Origin of the sequence: uncultured Nostoc sp., from assembly GCF_964245575.1 — a bacterium.
Taxonomy (GTDB): Bacteria; Cyanobacteriota; Cyanobacteriia; order Cyanobacteriales; family Nostocaceae; genus Nostoc.
This window is the reverse complement of the sequence record NZ_CAXTNP010000207.1, coordinates 1-14,315: the sequence shown is the minus strand read 5'-3', so window position 1 is coordinate 14,315 and position 14,315 is coordinate 1. Positions and strand designations below refer to the sequence as shown.

Sequence of the window (14,315 nt, the reverse complement as noted above, 5' to 3'; positions counted from 1 at the left end):
CTATTATACTTAGTATTGATTATGGCAATTCTTCTGGGGAATTGGAAATGACTGTATAAAATATATTACCCAGTTCTGGGTTTAATAAAAGAATTAAATATAGAATCACAAAAATTATCCCAAGTTTTAGCTATCCATTGCGAGCGTTGATGTAACATGATTTCGGCATGATCTTTAAGCCAAAACTTACTGTTACCTTTCATGCGTAAATTAACAACTTGACGAATTAAACAATCAAGAAGCACCACTGCAAAGAGGGAGCTTTTGAGATGCAACTTCGTTATATTTTAAAAGTCTCCGTCGGTAAGCTTTTAAAATATAATTTCGCTCTCGGACTAAAATTTTCAGACGTTCACCACTCGCCCTATGAATAAATTCATCCATGCTTTTCATTAAACCTAATGCTTGACCTTTCTTTAAAGTTTTTCGTGCCTTTTTAAACCATTGTTGACGTTCATCTTTTGTACTAAATGTAGCATCAGCGAAGTCTTGTAAATGTGATGCAGCATGATAAAAATCTAATATCTGATAAGTTGGAGTTGGGCAGTCTAATTTTTTTAATAACCGAGGGATATGTATCCATATCCAGTCTGCACCATCCGCAATTAATAAAACCTGTTTTGCCTGACTGATCCCTAAATTAACCAAGTACATCTCTAATATTTGTAAAAATCCTTCAAATCCTGAATAAGTGCCATCGTTAGTAATAGGAATCTCGCCATTCTTAATTTTTTCACCTTGCTCATTTACTACATAAATGGTTAATAATTTTGGCTCAATCCATTCTCCTGTATAGCCTACACGGTTAGTTTTAACCTTACGCCTTCCTTTATTATTAATCCGAATTCGGGTACGACCGCCATCTACAGCGATGACAACACGCTGGTCTTGTAGAACATTATTTGTCGGTAGACTACCACACTCTAAATTTTTTAATTTCGATTGGCGTAAATCTATACCGATTTTACCAAAGTAATATGTTAGCCGTTCTATGCGTTTTAGACTGATATTTCTGCCCCAATCTATTAGGATTGTACGTGCTGCTTCAAAAAAACCAGAAATTGCACCATATTGGGCAATTTTCGAGAAAACACTCTTGTGTTAAACCCTCAGACATTCCTAAATATCTTAAGAATGGGCAAAATCCTGACTGTAATGATTTTTGATTTTTCTTTGGTTGAGTTAGACGTTCAACTACATAGGGTAATTTTAAATTTACTTCCACATTACCAATTGTTAATATTTGGCGCTTTTTACAACCATGTTTTTGTGTTGTCTCATGCCACCATCCCTGTGTTTGCTGCATTGCTTTGTCCAAAAACTCTTGAGATTTTGACAGCTTATGAAGCAACAAAGCCGTACATTCTCCAGCCATTATTAATGCAGATTCTCTAATTTTTTCCTCTCGTTCTTTGAAAACGCGTCCATCCCATTCTGATATATTCGTTAATTCTAAAAGTTTCGTAACTTTTTCTTGAAACTGTTTTAATGATTTGCTTAAATCGAAAGTAGAATATATACTATTTTTCATTCAGTGTAGGCACTCCCTGTTTTGATGTCACATATCAAAACCTTTACTCCAAAGGGAATCCTACCTTTTTTTTGCCCAAAAAACGAGTCATATTTATCTCTGATCAGAAGAATCAGAACTTTTGTCAGTGTAAATACTGCTTTAGATATAACTAATATCTTTAATCTACTGAAGCTAGTTTTTAGCGATCGCTCTTCCGGTAGGGTCATCTCACAAAATCGCGTTGCTCCCACCTCACCTCACTCGTGGGATTTTTGTTATGTCTGATGATCGGTAATACTGTCAACATTCTTCAGCGATGGTGCTTAAAAAATTCTTTTCGAGCCAAAGTTGGATAAATTGGGCAACTAAGATACTTTCGGTTGACGCCACAGCGCTAGCTTCAACGAAGAGATGTAGCAACCTCCACCACTAATTTGTGGCTCGTGGTCAGCTAGCCAATCATAAATTTGTGCAGCTTGCGCTAATGCCACCTGCTGATTGCGATAAAGGCGAGGGCTAGGGCAGAAGACTTGGCCATTGATGTGTACAGCTGCAATCTGCCAATAGTCGCTGCCTTCTCCCTCTGGCATCACTTCTAAAAACCCGCTATTTCTTGGCTCAATTATTCCTATGTTCATCTGCTGGCCAATCGAACTTTGAAAACAGAGTACAACATTAGATCCCAGCAATTCAAGCGATCGCTGAGAATAAAAATTTACGTGGTTTCACGGGAAAAAGTGAATTTATTTGGCTTGATACCTTGTGTCACTTGATTGAGCCAGCCCACAGGCTTTGTTTGCACTTGCTCAAATCCAGCAGTCTTCATCCATACATCTAAATTACCACCAACATACAATTTTGAATAAGGTTCTTGAAAAATGTTGATCAGCTGCCTAATTGGTTGATATAGCGTTCAATTTGCGAGTGTGGCAGAAAACGGTTGCGTTCCGCTCCCAGTATTGAAAGTAACATACCATAAAATAATTTGCAAGAGGTCTATTAACTAGAAGTCTATGAACAATAAGCGTTTACTGACGCTGATTTTGGCACTATTAGTAATTGCTATTTCTTGGTGGAGAGTAATGACCGTACAGGCGTCTCTTACAGTAAAGCAAATGGTCTGTGATGGTGTGCCGCTATTATACATAGTGTCAAAGAATGCAAAAAATGTACCTGGTGTTTTAATAGCACATGGGTATGCAGGTTCTAAGCAGTTAATGCTTGGGTACGCCTACACCTTAGCAGATGCAGGTTACGCAGTTATAGTATGGGACTTTGATAGTCATGCAGCTAATACTAAACCGTTGGGAAAAAATTCACTTCAGCAAAATCTTGATGTTGCTTATGAAGCCCTTGTAAAACAACCAGAGGTAGATAAATTGCGTTTAGCTACTTTAGGTCACTCAATGGGTAGCGGTGCAGTGATGTCTGCTGCTATTAATAATGTCAATCGTTATGCGGCGACTGTAGCTATTTCTCCTACAAGTGCTTCAGTTACACCAAAAGCTCCTGATAATCTCCAATTGCAGGCAGGAAGTTGGGAAGGTAGATTTATTGCCAATGCAAAGCGGTTACTTGAAAGCGCAGGTGGAGAAAATAAAAATTTATTTCAGGGCAAGGGAAGAGAGCTAGTAATTATTCCTAATGCTGAACATATTACAATTTTGTTCCGTAAGCAAAGCCATCAAGCAGCTAGAAGTTGGCTTGATGCTACTTTTGGAATCCAGCGTCAAAGCAACTATGTTGATTATCGAATGATTTGGTACGTTTTACACTTATTAGCGTGGTTAGTAATACTAGGAGCAGTTGCTCCGGTTTTAAATACTTCTTTCCTCCCCAATCAAGTAGAACAGCTAAAAAGCTGGGTAGGCTTGTTAACAGCGCCTTTTGCCGCAAGCGGTACACTTTTAGTAGGTAATTGGCTCGGTGATATTGATAACTTAGGTGGAGTTTTAGTAGGCACAGCAGTAAGTATTTGGTTTGGTGCAGCAGGATTAACTTGGCTTGTGATTATGTCACGAATGCAACGACCTACAGTTAGAGGTTTAGGAATCGGCATTGTTCTATTCATAGTGTTATGGATTGGTTTCGGAGCGATGGCTCAAGTAGTGTGGTTACAGTGGTGGTTAACTGGGATACGTTTGCAGTTGTTTCCTATACTTGCACTTGTTAGTTTTCCTTGGTTTTTAGCATCAGGTATAGCCCAACAAAACCTCTTGTTTGGAAAACGTCTTTTGTGGTGGCTAGGACAAAGCGCAGCCTTAATCGGAGGTTTTATTTTAGTACTTTACTTGCTACCAAATCTTGGGTTTATTTATCTTTTACTGCCCTTGTTCCCTATACTTGTGGCTATTTTTTCATTTACTTCTAGCTTATTTAACGAATATTGGAGCTATGCCATCGGTAATGCCTTATTCTTTGGATGGATGTTAGCAGCAACTTTTCCTCTAGCAAGCTGAAACCATGAGAAATTTTGTGGTAATTCAAGGTCTAGCAGAAACTGGAAGAGAAGAAAGTGACAACCAATGGATGATCGCTGGTAAATCATCAACTCACTCTGAAATTGCATTTGTATTGTTTAAGTGCTTCATAACCGCTTCTGTGATTCGTCCATGCCTTTGTAGACTAAACTTTCAGGCTGCTATTTGTCCAATATCTTTTCTTTAGAGGCGAACCTATCGGTAAAATTAAGCCTTGGTGTGATTGAAAATATTGTAGAGTATAGAATTGTCCTAAGTATTGCCCTACGCAACTCCCCCTATGACTACCGCACCCTTAAGCTGGGAAGAACTAGAAACCCTCACGGATTATCAAATAGATACCGTCAATGGTCTCACCAACGCTAGAGCCAGGTTGCGCTTGTTTGGTCAGCCGGAAGCTGATGTACGGGTAACGCTGTACCGCGATAACCACGCCTGGTGTCCTTACTGTCAAAAAGTTTGGTTATGGCTAGAGGAAAAACAGATTCCCTATCGGATTGAAAAAGTGACAATGTTCTGCTATGGGGAGAAAGAAAGTTGGTACAAACGTAAGGTACCATCAGGAATGCTCCCCGCGATCGAGCTAGATGGACAGATTATTAAGGAAAGCGATGACATTTTGATCGCTTTGTCCAAGGTTTTTGCTCCATTAAGTCAAGGGATGGAAGACCCTACAGTGATTCCTCTACGTCAATTAGAACGACTTTTATTTAGAGCCTGGTGCGCTTGGCTATGCTCTAGAGCAGGTTCGTCTCAACAAGAACAACGCAACCGAGAACAATTTATCGGAGTGGTGGCTAGGGTTGAGTCGGCTCTGGGTCGCACCCTAAGCCCTTACTTTCTAGATAAGTTCGGCATCGTTGATGTGATTTTTACGCCATATCTCGAACGGATGAATGCGAGCCTTTACTACTACAAAGGGTACTCCCTGCGTTCGGAAAACCCTCGCTTGAGCGCATGGTTTGCGGCAATGGAAAGCCGAACGACCTACTGCGGTACCCAGAGCGACTTTCATACACATGTACATGATTTGCCGCCCCAGATGGGGGGCTGTTGGGAAAACGGCGAAACCCAGATGCTTCTCAATAAAGCGCAGGTGGATAACGGTCCCTGGTTCGGGCTACCAGATGTTACTTATCCAGAACCGCAAAACTCCCGCATGGAAGCTCTTCAACGAACTATCGAGCATCGCATCAATATTATCCGAGTCAACCCCTTAGATGATAAATTATTTGATCAAGCCCTACGTTGTGCTTTAACACAGATGATCACCGATGAAGACTGTGTACCTCCATCAGGTTCTGATGTCGGTCTACGATATTTGCGCGATCGCATTAATGTACCGCGAGACATGTCCATCTACGCAGCCAAGCGATTGAGGGAATCCCTGGAGAAAACCGCAGCCCTTGCGGGTGATGGGCAGCCAGCTCCCATTCCCACTAAGCATCGACGAGATCAAGACCCGTCTAACTTTGTCATCAAGTAGGATTACCGCACTCATCCTGGCAGATCGCGCGACTCTAACAGTGAACAGTTATCTTGGTATGAACTACCTCTAGCTCAAGCGAAGCTAGCTAGAGGTTTCTACATCCTCTAATTCATTGACAGCAAAGTTTGAGATTTTTGTCTGCATCAAAGACCTCGGCTGCCGCCCGCCGATTTGAGACGTTATGCAGATGTTGCAAGAGGTATATGTATGGACAAAGATCAACTAAAGCGGGTTTTGACGGAGCGGATGGCAATCGGCCCTGGTCAGCCGTGGTTTAAGTCTAAGGTAGACCCCATCGACTGGTTCATTCCTCCTGACTTCACGTTGAGCCAGATTTTCTTTACACAACAAACCGCTTCTGCGCTCGTGTGCGCGCTGGATGTATATGCGAATCCCTGTTGCCTTTGTACGCCTCGGCAAGAGCCGAATGGTATCAACGAGGGCGCTGGGTGACGCTTCTAGACATCGACCCGAAGTTTGCTGAATTTGCGGAGTTTCTCCCTTATGATTTGCGGTCGCCACAGCCGATTAACCGGGAATTTGATGTGATTATTGTTGATCCCCCGTTCTTCATCCCTGAGCCAGTGTATCAGGCGATCAATGTTCTGACTGGGGATCGCCGACCGGATCTGTTCTTGGTGTTTGCCGTCGAACACGAAGCCCAACTGCTGCGGCTTTTTGCCGAGTATCGACTGCAACCAACAGATTTCAATCTGCGGCATAACAATATAAAAGCCAGTCACCAGCCCTTGTTTCGGTTGTACGGTAGTCAGCCCAATAAGGTCTATTGAGACTGGTGCAGCTAACCCACGTTTAGAAAACACAGATGTGTGCCGCATTTTGAGCTTGCTCCAACTGCCGTCTGTGTTCCTTTTGCTCCCGTTGTCTCTGCCGATATTTCAAAACCTGCTGCACGAAGAAAACATCATCAGTATCAAGACGGTAATTGGGGGGGTAGTGGTAAAGGGGGGTAGTGGTAAATATGTAGTGAAAATAAATTTAGGCACTACAACAAGAATTATAATGATGAATAAAATACCAGATAGCACCAATGTGGTTATTTAGCTTTTTAGAGAAGGATAAAGTCTTTCTAACCAAACGAGCAATTCTTTGACGCAATGTCAGAGTTAAAGCGTTCAATATGGTTAGTCTTGCCACTTTCTTTCCCTACTGCCTGATGACGTTTGTGAGGAATAACTTGTGTATAATCTGCCCAAAAATCTGTATAACAAACAGCACATTGACGATAAACTGGTGGTAGAGAATTCCATAATCCTCTAGCTCCATCTTCACTGTGATCGCCTATGTAAACTCCAACTATTTCTCTAGTCTTTTTATCCAAGGCTAACCAAATCCATTTCTTATTATTTTTACTAGCTACGAATGACCAAGCCTCATCACATTCGATAGTCAATTTTCCTTTAGGTTTCTCTGAAACCTTTACCTTTTGAGGAATCTGAGTATATTTGTTATTAACGTATTTCTGTAACCAAGTTTCTGAAACAAGAGCAGCACGAGCAATCCCTGCCAAAGGTATCAATTCATATAAAAGTCGATCAATCAACTCTATCGTATCTTTACTAATAACTTTATTAGTTGGATTTTCTATAAACTGTCTTTTACAGTTTTGACACTGGTACTTTGGTTTTTGATTATGAATACTGCCGTTTTTGACAGTGTGTTGAGAACCGCAATTGGGGCAAGTAGGTGCTTTGGCTGACATCGAGGCTGCAATATTCTAATTTCAAAACACTTGTACTTTATTACTTTTAACATTTTATGGCTAAACGATATATTTAGTAAATTTATCTTTGAGAGACAATTCAATCAGTCAGTTAAATACAATTCAAAATTATAATAGCTAAAAATGAATAATTTGAGTTAGAAATTATCAGGTTTCACTACATATTTACCACTACCCAAAGATTCGAGTCAGATATTCCTGAAAGTCATGCGAAAAAAGAATTCCAAGCGCCAAGACCCACCGTGGGAGCAATATATCAAGCAATGTCTAACTCAATTGCCTGAATTACTTTCTGACGTAGGTCGTAACTGTAGAGTTTTGGCATTATCTGTTTCTGTACTGTCCGCTTAAGCAGGATCAATATTTGTTACTTTACTCATTAAGTATACTGTTTGTCCTAACTGGCTCGGCGGTTGCTATAACGGGAAAAGTCAGAATAAGGAATGGGCAAACAAAGCGGCTTGAGTGCGATCACGTAAATTCAACCGACTCAGAATATTGGTAACATAATTCTTAACAGTGTTTTCTGAAAGAAACAGCGATTCGGCAATTTCACGGTTATTAGCTCCAGAAGCAATTAACCGCAATACATCTAATTCTCTGGGTGTGAGTTGCGCCAATTCTGGAGGGGTTTGCACAGACGGGACAGGTGCGGTAATCGGCATGAGTGCTTTTTCAAACAATCCTGGTCCGAGTAGGGTTTGTCCCTTATAGACGGATCGAATTGCCAACATTAATTCATCAGGTTCGGTGTCCTTGAGTAAATAGCCCTTTGCACCCAGCCGCATCGCCTGGTAAACATACTCATCATCATCGAAGGTGGTCAGAACGAGAACTTTAATGTCAGGATATTGTTGAGCAATCGCCTTTGTTGTGGCAACTCCATCCATTACAGGCATCCGAATATCCATTAGCACAATATCAGGTTGGAGTGCAGGAATCACCTCGAGTGCGCGTTGCCCATTCTCCGCCTCACCAATTACCTGCATCTGGGCATTCGACTCAAGCATACTCTTAAGTCCCTGGCGAATAAGATGCTGATCGTCAACTAATAAAATCCGAATCATAGCTAAAACAACAGCTTTGATAGTGGCAAAGAAACAGAAATACAGCAACCTGTTCCTAATTGACTGTGGAGATTTAACTGAGCGCCCAGTGCAACCGCTCGTTCTCGCATCCCTTGTAGCCCAAACCCGGTTGTATTTTGAGTAGGGTTAAACCCTTTTCCATTATCTTCGATTGAGACATGAATCATTCCAGCCTCAGCTAGTAGTCCAACGGTGACACTCGTCGCCTGAGCATGTTTGCAAATATTTGTCAACGATTCTTGCACAATTCGGTAAAGAGCCGTATTTACTTCTGTTGGTAAAGTGTATGGTAGGTCAATTTTACAGTCCGGTTGAATACCTGTGATTTGCTGAAAATCTGTCAGCAGCTTTTCAATGGCTGATTTAAGAGATTGTCCTTGCAAAGGATTTGAACGTAAAACAGAAAGCGATCGCCGAATTTCCAGCAGCGCCTCAGCCCCCAATTCCTTTGCCTGTTTGAGAAATGTCAATGCTTTGTGATTATTTGATTCCCAGAACAACAAGGTATTATTAATCTGAATAGTTTGGGCAACTAGAGTGTGTCCTAACCCATCATGAATTTCGCGGGCAATTCGGTTGCGTTCCTGCAAGGTTGCCTGATCTTCAATCCGTAGCGCATACTGACACAGTTGTTGATTGGTTATTTCTAATTGCTGATGGGTAATTTCTAACTGCTCTCGACTTTGGCGCTCTGCAAGCAGTGCATTAATTAATAATAAAGCGAATACTAACGTTAAGCTAAACAATAACATATTACTTAATCGCCAATCCCAGGACATGGCGATCATCTTATCTCGCATAAAGTTCTTAGGTTCAATGGGTCTTGACAAAAACAGTGTTCCATGAGACACCAGAGATAAAATCAAGACAACCAACTGTCCGGATCGCTTAAATATAAGACAACTCCGCATCACCAGTACCAGACACAGCAGCAAAAATGAGCGAGGAGATAAGCTATGTTGAATTGTTGGCAGCAAAATTAAACCGAATTCCAGGGCTGTATAAAATAATTTTCTTTCCAGCTTCACCATTGGTAGTCTCAAGCCCATCAAGCTGAAGGTGGCGATCACGACAACTCGTAGCAGCAACGACCAGGACAACTCAAATGGCAGCAGAACTTCCATGAACATTGCCGTGGCTAATAACAGCCACTCTAGGTAAAGCAACAGACGAAACGATGGGTAGGTCAAGCGAACCATAGAACTGTTCCAACTCAATGGCCTTTGTAACAAAACCATAGGTATTTTTACAATTTTAGGATGAAACTCTTCTTTCTATATAACGAATCTGTCTCTAGTATCGATAGAGCCATTCCGACTGATTAATTATTTCTAAATTAGGAAAAAAGTCACAATAACTTGAGTACTTTTTTACTGGTCAGGTTAGGAATTCTGGCTCATGCACAAACCTATGCCAACTTTTAAGATTAGCTGGTGTGAGTAAAGCAGTAACTTTTCAAACACCTTCTAAACAGTCATAAACCGAAATTGAGTTAGAACAGTCGGATTACACACAACAAAAATCAGAGAAGTAAATGATTAAAAAACAGATAATTTTACCAACCCTTTTACTTGCAACTATCCTGATTGGAGGAATGACAGGTTGCACCAGTTCTAAGTCTCCAGATGTGTCTCAAGGGGAGGACTCTGGGACAAAGGTATCTGATACCAATGCTTCTGCGACAAACTCTCCTGGGGGGAATACGCCGGAACGTGCCGAGAAACGCGAAGCAGTTCGCAAGCAAGTTGAGGCAGTTCTGACCCCAGATCAGGTAAAGCAATTGTCAGCGAAATTACAACAAGGTGAAAGAATGCGTAAAGCAGTATTGAGCCTAAATCTCACGGCTGAACAAAAGACTAAAATTCAGGATATTTTTAAGACTGCCTATCCCCACCGGAAAGGGCAATCCCAAGATAAATCTTAGTGCAACAAGTCAAAAGAAAGAATACTTATAAGACAATAGATGCTAAATAGTTAAACTATGTTCAAGCAAAAATTGATCCTCAAGATAGAACTCGCTATTATCGCAGCAATCCTGGCAGGAAGTAGTCTCTACGCTTCAAAAGCTCTAGGTAAACCCCAACCTAGCCCCCAAAAACTCGTGGATGAGGTATGGCAAATCCTAGATAAAAATTATGTTGATGTCAGCTTTAACCATCAAGATTGGAAAGCAATTCGACAGCAGTATCTTAGCCGCTCCTATAGTTCCAACAAACAGGCTTATGGGGCGATTCAAGAAATGGTGGCTAAATTAGGCGATCGCTATACGGAGTTTTTCGACCCCCAAGAATTTCTTGCCCTAAATAACGACCTTTCTGGCAACCTCAGTGGTGTCGGATTAGAACTGGCACTGAATGAAAAAACTAAAGCCTTAACTGTTATCGCCCCGATTCAAGGAACGCCTGCTTTTAGGGCGGGTATTTTGCCGGACGATGTAATTATCCAGATTAATGGTCAAATGACTCAGGGGATGAGAATTGAGGATGCCGTTAAGCGGATTCTGGGCCCGGTGGGAACCAAGGTAGTACTCACGATTCAACGGGGTAGCCAATCTCAAACTTTCAACCTTACCCGTGCAAATATTGCTATCCATCCTGTAACTTACAACACGCAAACCACGGCAGTAGGTAATATTGGTTACATTCGTTTACCAGAGTTTACTCAAACGGCTCCTGTAGAGATGCATCGGGCAATTCAAGCCTTAGAAAAACAGCAGGTGCAGGGCTACGTCTTGGATCTGCGTTCCGACCCCGGTGGACTGCTGGATGCAAGTTTGCAAATTGCCAGTATGTGGTTGAAAGAAGGGGCGATCGTGTCTTTGGTAAATCGAGACCAAGTTAAAGATAGTTACAATGCGTCGGGACATCCTCTCACCAACAAACCCTTAGTCATCCTGGTCGATAAGGGATCGGCTAGCGCCAGCGAAATTTTATCGGGAGCATTGCAAGATGATAATCGCGCCAGGTTAGTAGGGACTCGCACCTTCGGTAAAGGTTTAGTTCAATCTGTAGAGCCACTTTCTGATGGTTCGGCGCTGAAACTAACGATCGCCAAATACTACACACCCAAAGGTCGAGATATCAATCATGTCGGCATTACACCAGATATTAATGTGGAATTAACCAAGGCACAACAGAAAGCATTAGTGCAAAAGCGAACCTTGGGGACATTAGCTGATCCTCAGTATGCTAGCGCGGTTGCTGACCTAAGCAAATTGATTCAGTCCGATGCCAATCATCTAAGTTTACAACGTGGGCAATAAGTATAGGGATATTCTTAACAATATCTCCTATCGCCACTTTCAATCATGTCAACCCGCAAAGCTCAACGACTGCAAATTTGTGAACCAGTCCCAGGTCTGCAAATTCTGGTTCAACTCAGTAACACTCCCCTAGTGCGGACAGTCATAGCTACTGTTACCCACCATCAGCTAGCGATCGTTGGAGTTGTATTTGTTGTCACCTTGGTTTTTGCTATGCGGGAAAATGCCCCCTGGCTGACAGTGCCTAAACAGGTGGCGATTGAATTCTTTTCTGCTGTATCCCAGTCCCTAGCTGCTTTATTGGGGGTGTTAATTGTTTTCCTCACGTTTAATAGTCAGTTAATCGCTCAAAGGCGGCATGAGGACTACTATACACTTCAGATTCAGATTGACCAACTCATTCGTCTAACTCAGTCTCTTCCCTCCGAACTCAGTAATTTTGAGGAAACTCTGATAGCGCTGATTAATTATTTAGTTCCCTTGCATTTAAAGGATTTACCAATTTGGCCAACTAGCTCCCAGGTGCTACCTTTGGATAAGCTTTTAAATAATTTCAAGAATGAATATGAATGGGCGCAGGTGGAGCAACAATGCTCTTTAGCTACCCATCTGCACCGACAACAAATTTTACTTGTCATCAATAACATTGAAGAAATTGTCGAGGGATTTTCCAGGCTTTACAATCGTATTCTGGAGATGAGCCGTTTCATTCTGGCGATCGTCAAGTTGTCCTTTCTCCTGGGAATTTCACTGCTGTTTTTGCTGTTATTTGGGATTATTGATTTGCAAAGGAAGTTTCCTGATCTTAGCCTCCCTGTAATTGTTTCTCTAGCAATTTGGGTGTTGATTGCTCTTTTAGAACTAGTGCTTGATACCTGGTTTATTTATAAAAACCTTTATGGCTCGTCAAGTCATTATCTACGGTTTTTCCCTAATAAAAAATCCCCTAATTAATCGACAGAGGCTAACTTACTATGAGTAACTCAATATCCTCAGATACCAAACCTAGTAATACAAGCAAAGCATCTCAATCACCGATAAATTCCGCTTTTGGCTCGTCAAACTATCTTCCTCAATATTCAAATTTGAACAGAATAAAGATACACAATTACAAAAAATAATAAAAGATTACAGATATTCTGACAAATTAAATTGGTATCAGGGGAGTTGAGGTGGTAAAGGATTTGTCTGTTCGTAATAAACTAAAATCCACTGGAGGTTCTGATGAACCATGAAATTTCTAACGATTTGACTGACAACAGTGTAAAACCGGAGCTATCACGATCGCCAAAAAAGCGATCACCAAAAAAGATTAGTTTGGTAATTTTGGGCGTGATATTGCTGGGTGGGCTGGTTTTTTTTGGTATCCATGCGGGTGCAGCCAAGTCAGACAAAACTGAAAAATCTCGCGGTAATAGGCAGCAAGTAACACCGGTAACCGTGGCAATGGTGACACAAAAAACTGTTCCGGTACAACTACAGGCGATTGGCAATGTGCAATCGGGGTCTACAGTCTCGATTACGCCCGAAGCTAGTGGACGGATCATTGGAGTTTATTTCAAGAAAGGTCAAGACGTAAAAAAGGGACAACTTTTATTTACCCTGGATGACCGATCGCAAACTGCTGCAATCCAGCAAGCTCAAGGAATTGTAGTGAAAGACCAAGCGCAGGTACAACAAGCAAGAGCTACATTAGCTAGAGACTTGGGTCAGGTAGACCAAGCTAGGGCGACTTTAATCAAAGACCAAGCCTTGGTGCGACAAGCCCAGGCGACTTTAGCCAAGGATCAAGCCCAAGCACAATTTGCCAAAGGACAGAGCGATCGCTATGGTGCGTTATATAAGAAAGGCGCTATCAGCTTGGATCAAGCACAGCAATACGTTTCCAATAGTAAATCGGCTACAGCAACCCTACAAGCAGATCGAGAAGCGATCGCTAATGCTCAAGCTGTTTTGAAAAGCGATCGAGTGGCGCTGACTAATGCTCAAGCTGTTGTCCAGGGCGATCAAGCTGCGATCGCTAATGCTCAAGCTGTTGTCACTTCTGACCAGGGAGCATTGGACAATACCAAAGTGCAATTATCTTACGCCAAAATTTATGCGCCGATTGATGGTCGCGCTGGCAATATTCTGGTAACTCTGGGCAATGTGGTGCAAGCCAACAGCACGACTCCACTTGTTACCCTGACCCAAATTCGCCCGATTCAAGTTGCTTTTTCTATTCCCGAAACAAATCTGCCCCAAGTACAAAAGTATATGCAGAATGGCAAGCTGAAGGTAGATGTGACGTTCCCTAACGATCAAACTCATTCTGTTCCAGGTACTTTGACATTTGTCAATAATACGGTCGATAACACCACAGGGACTATTCAACTGATTGGTGACTTTGATAACACTCAAGGACACTTGTTTCCCGGTCAATTTGTGAACGCAACGCTAACGCTGACCGAAGAACCGAATGCAACGGTTGTTCCCTCCCAAGCCGTGCAGAATGGCCCGGATGGTCAGTTTGTCTTTGTAGTTAAGCCAGATATGACGGTAGAAAATGTCCCAGTTTCAGTTAGTAACAGCATTAATGGGCTAGATGTGGTTGAGAAAGGGCCGCAACCAGGCGATAAAATTGTCACCGATGGTCAAGCGAATCTCGTTTCGGGTAGCAAAATCCGCATCAAAACGGCCGGCAATAACTCAAATGCAGATGGAAATTCCTCGAAGTCAAGAAGAGGAAGGGGGGGAGGG

At 42.0% G+C, this 14,315-nt stretch carries 12 protein-coding genes and 1 pseudogene; 7 read left to right on the top strand and 6 right to left on the bottom strand.

Annotated elements, in window-relative coordinates:
- Positions 1–65 precede the first annotated feature (65 nt).
- The 3 genes and pseudogenes from ACFFAP_RS26765 to ACFFAP_RS26755 form a co-directional block, all read right to left on the bottom strand.
- Positions 66–1,531: pseudogene (locus ACFFAP_RS26765) on the bottom strand (ISLre2 family transposase).
- Positions 1,528–1,740 carry a hypothetical protein gene (locus ACFFAP_RS26760; RefSeq protein ID WP_375514074.1) on the bottom strand — a complete coding sequence of 71 codons (213 nt, stop codon included), beginning with the start codon at positions 1,738–1,740 and terminating at the stop codon, positions 1,528–1,530. The pseudogene ACFFAP_RS26765 and the gene ACFFAP_RS26760 overlap by 4 nt, the downstream one beginning before the upstream one ends.
- A gap of 138 nt (positions 1,741–1,878) precedes the next feature.
- Positions 1,879–2,151 (bottom strand): hypothetical protein, encoded by a 273-nt coding sequence (locus tag ACFFAP_RS26755; RefSeq protein ID WP_375512921.1) that lies wholly within the window; start codon positions 2,149–2,151, stop codon positions 1,879–1,881.
- Between the two features lie 375 nt (positions 2,152–2,526).
- Here ACFFAP_RS26755 and ACFFAP_RS26750 point away from each other — a divergent pair, with 375 nt between their 5' ends.
- The 3 genes from ACFFAP_RS26750 to ACFFAP_RS26740 all read left to right on the top strand — a co-directional run bounded on the left by ACFFAP_RS26750 (position 2,527) and on the right by ACFFAP_RS26740 (position 6,273).
- Positions 2,527–3,972 (top strand): alpha/beta hydrolase, encoded by a 1,446-nt coding sequence (locus ACFFAP_RS26750; protein WP_375514073.1) that lies wholly within the window; start codon positions 2,527–2,529, stop codon positions 3,970–3,972.
- 301 nt (positions 3,973–4,273) lie between these two features.
- Positions 4,274–5,479 (top strand): glutathione S-transferase family protein, encoded by a 1,206-nt coding sequence (locus ACFFAP_RS26745; protein ID WP_375514072.1) that lies wholly within the window; start codon positions 4,274–4,276, stop codon positions 5,477–5,479.
- Positions 5,480–5,880: 401 nt separating this feature from the next.
- Positions 5,881–6,273: a hypothetical protein gene (locus ACFFAP_RS26740; RefSeq protein WP_375514071.1), complete on the top strand. Its 393-nt coding sequence runs from the start codon at positions 5,881–5,883 to the stop codon at positions 6,271–6,273.
- A gap of 208 nt (positions 6,274–6,481) precedes the next feature.
- Here the strand turns inward: ACFFAP_RS26740 and ACFFAP_RS26735 are convergent.
- The 3 genes from ACFFAP_RS26735 to ACFFAP_RS26725 all read right to left on the bottom strand — a co-directional run bounded on the left by ACFFAP_RS26735 (position 6,482) and on the right by ACFFAP_RS26725 (position 9,513).
- Positions 6,482–7,205 (bottom strand): IS1 family transposase gene (locus ACFFAP_RS26735; RefSeq protein ID WP_375514070.1). Its coding sequence is split into 2 segments (ribosomal slippage): positions 6,482–6,604 and positions 6,606–7,205, totalling 723 coding nucleotides; the frame shifts between segments, so codons are not numbered across the junction.
- Positions 7,206–7,657: 452 nt separating this feature from the next.
- Positions 7,658–8,293 carry a response regulator gene (locus ACFFAP_RS26730; RefSeq protein WP_375514069.1) on the bottom strand — a complete coding sequence of 212 codons (636 nt, stop codon included), beginning with the start codon at positions 8,291–8,293 and terminating at the stop codon, positions 7,658–7,660.
- Positions 8,294–8,295: 2 nt separating this feature from the next.
- Positions 8,296–9,513, bottom strand: a complete 1,218-nt coding sequence (locus tag ACFFAP_RS26725) for a sensor histidine kinase (protein WP_375514068.1) — start codon at positions 9,511–9,513, stop codon at positions 8,296–8,298.
- A gap of 335 nt (positions 9,514–9,848) precedes the next feature.
- Here ACFFAP_RS26725 and ACFFAP_RS26720 point away from each other — a divergent pair, with 335 nt between their 5' ends.
- The 4 genes from ACFFAP_RS26720 to ACFFAP_RS26705 all read left to right on the top strand — a co-directional run.
- Positions 9,849–10,238, top strand: coding sequence for a hypothetical protein (locus tag ACFFAP_RS26720; RefSeq protein ID WP_375514067.1), 390 nt, complete (start codon positions 9,849–9,851; stop codon positions 10,236–10,238).
- Positions 10,239–10,295: 57 nt separating this feature from the next.
- A complete protein-coding gene (locus ACFFAP_RS26715; protein ID WP_375514066.1) occupies positions 10,296–11,576 on the top strand; it encodes a S41 family peptidase in 1,281 nt (426 codons plus the stop codon).
- A gap of 45 nt (positions 11,577–11,621) precedes the next feature.
- The gene (locus ACFFAP_RS26710) at positions 11,622–12,530 is read left to right on the top strand and encodes a hypothetical protein (RefSeq protein WP_375514065.1); all 909 of its coding nucleotides are present in this window, start codon (positions 11,622–11,624) and stop codon (positions 12,528–12,530) included.
- A gap of 270 nt (positions 12,531–12,800) precedes the next feature.
- A partial coding sequence (locus ACFFAP_RS26705) for an efflux RND transporter periplasmic adaptor subunit (RefSeq protein ID WP_375514064.1) occupies positions 12,801–14,315 on the top strand: 1,515 nt, incomplete at its 3' end.

Bases quoted from the DNA above. Each gene is read 5' to 3' on its own strand.
- ACFFAP_RS26755 (WP_375512921.1), bottom strand. From the start codon at position 2,151: ATGAACATAGGAATAATTGAGCCAAGAAATAGCGGGTTTTTAGAAGTG.
- ACFFAP_RS26745 (WP_375514072.1), top strand. From the start codon at position 4,274: ATGACTACCGCACCCTTAAGCTGGGAAGAACTAGAAACCCTCACGGAT.
- ACFFAP_RS26730 (WP_375514069.1), bottom strand. From the start codon at position 8,293: ATGATTCGGATTTTATTAGTTGACGATCAGCATCTTATTCGCCAGGGA.
- ACFFAP_RS26710 (WP_375514065.1), top strand. From the start codon at position 11,622: ATGTCAACCCGCAAAGCTCAACGACTGCAAATTTGTGAACCAGTCCCA.
- ACFFAP_RS26750 (WP_375514073.1), top strand. From the start codon at position 2,527: ATGAACAATAAGCGTTTACTGACGCTGATTTTGGCACTATTAGTAATT.
- ACFFAP_RS26725 (WP_375514068.1), bottom strand. From the start codon at position 9,513: ATGGTTCGCTTGACCTACCCATCGTTTCGTCTGTTGCTTTACCTAGAG.
- ACFFAP_RS26720 (WP_375514067.1), top strand. From the start codon at position 9,849: ATGATTAAAAAACAGATAATTTTACCAACCCTTTTACTTGCAACTATC.
- ACFFAP_RS26760 (WP_375514074.1), bottom strand. From the start codon at position 1,740: ATGACCCTACCGGAAGAGCGATCGCTAAAAACTAGCTTCAGTAGATTA.
- ACFFAP_RS26715 (WP_375514066.1), top strand. From the start codon at position 10,296: ATGTTCAAGCAAAAATTGATCCTCAAGATAGAACTCGCTATTATCGCA.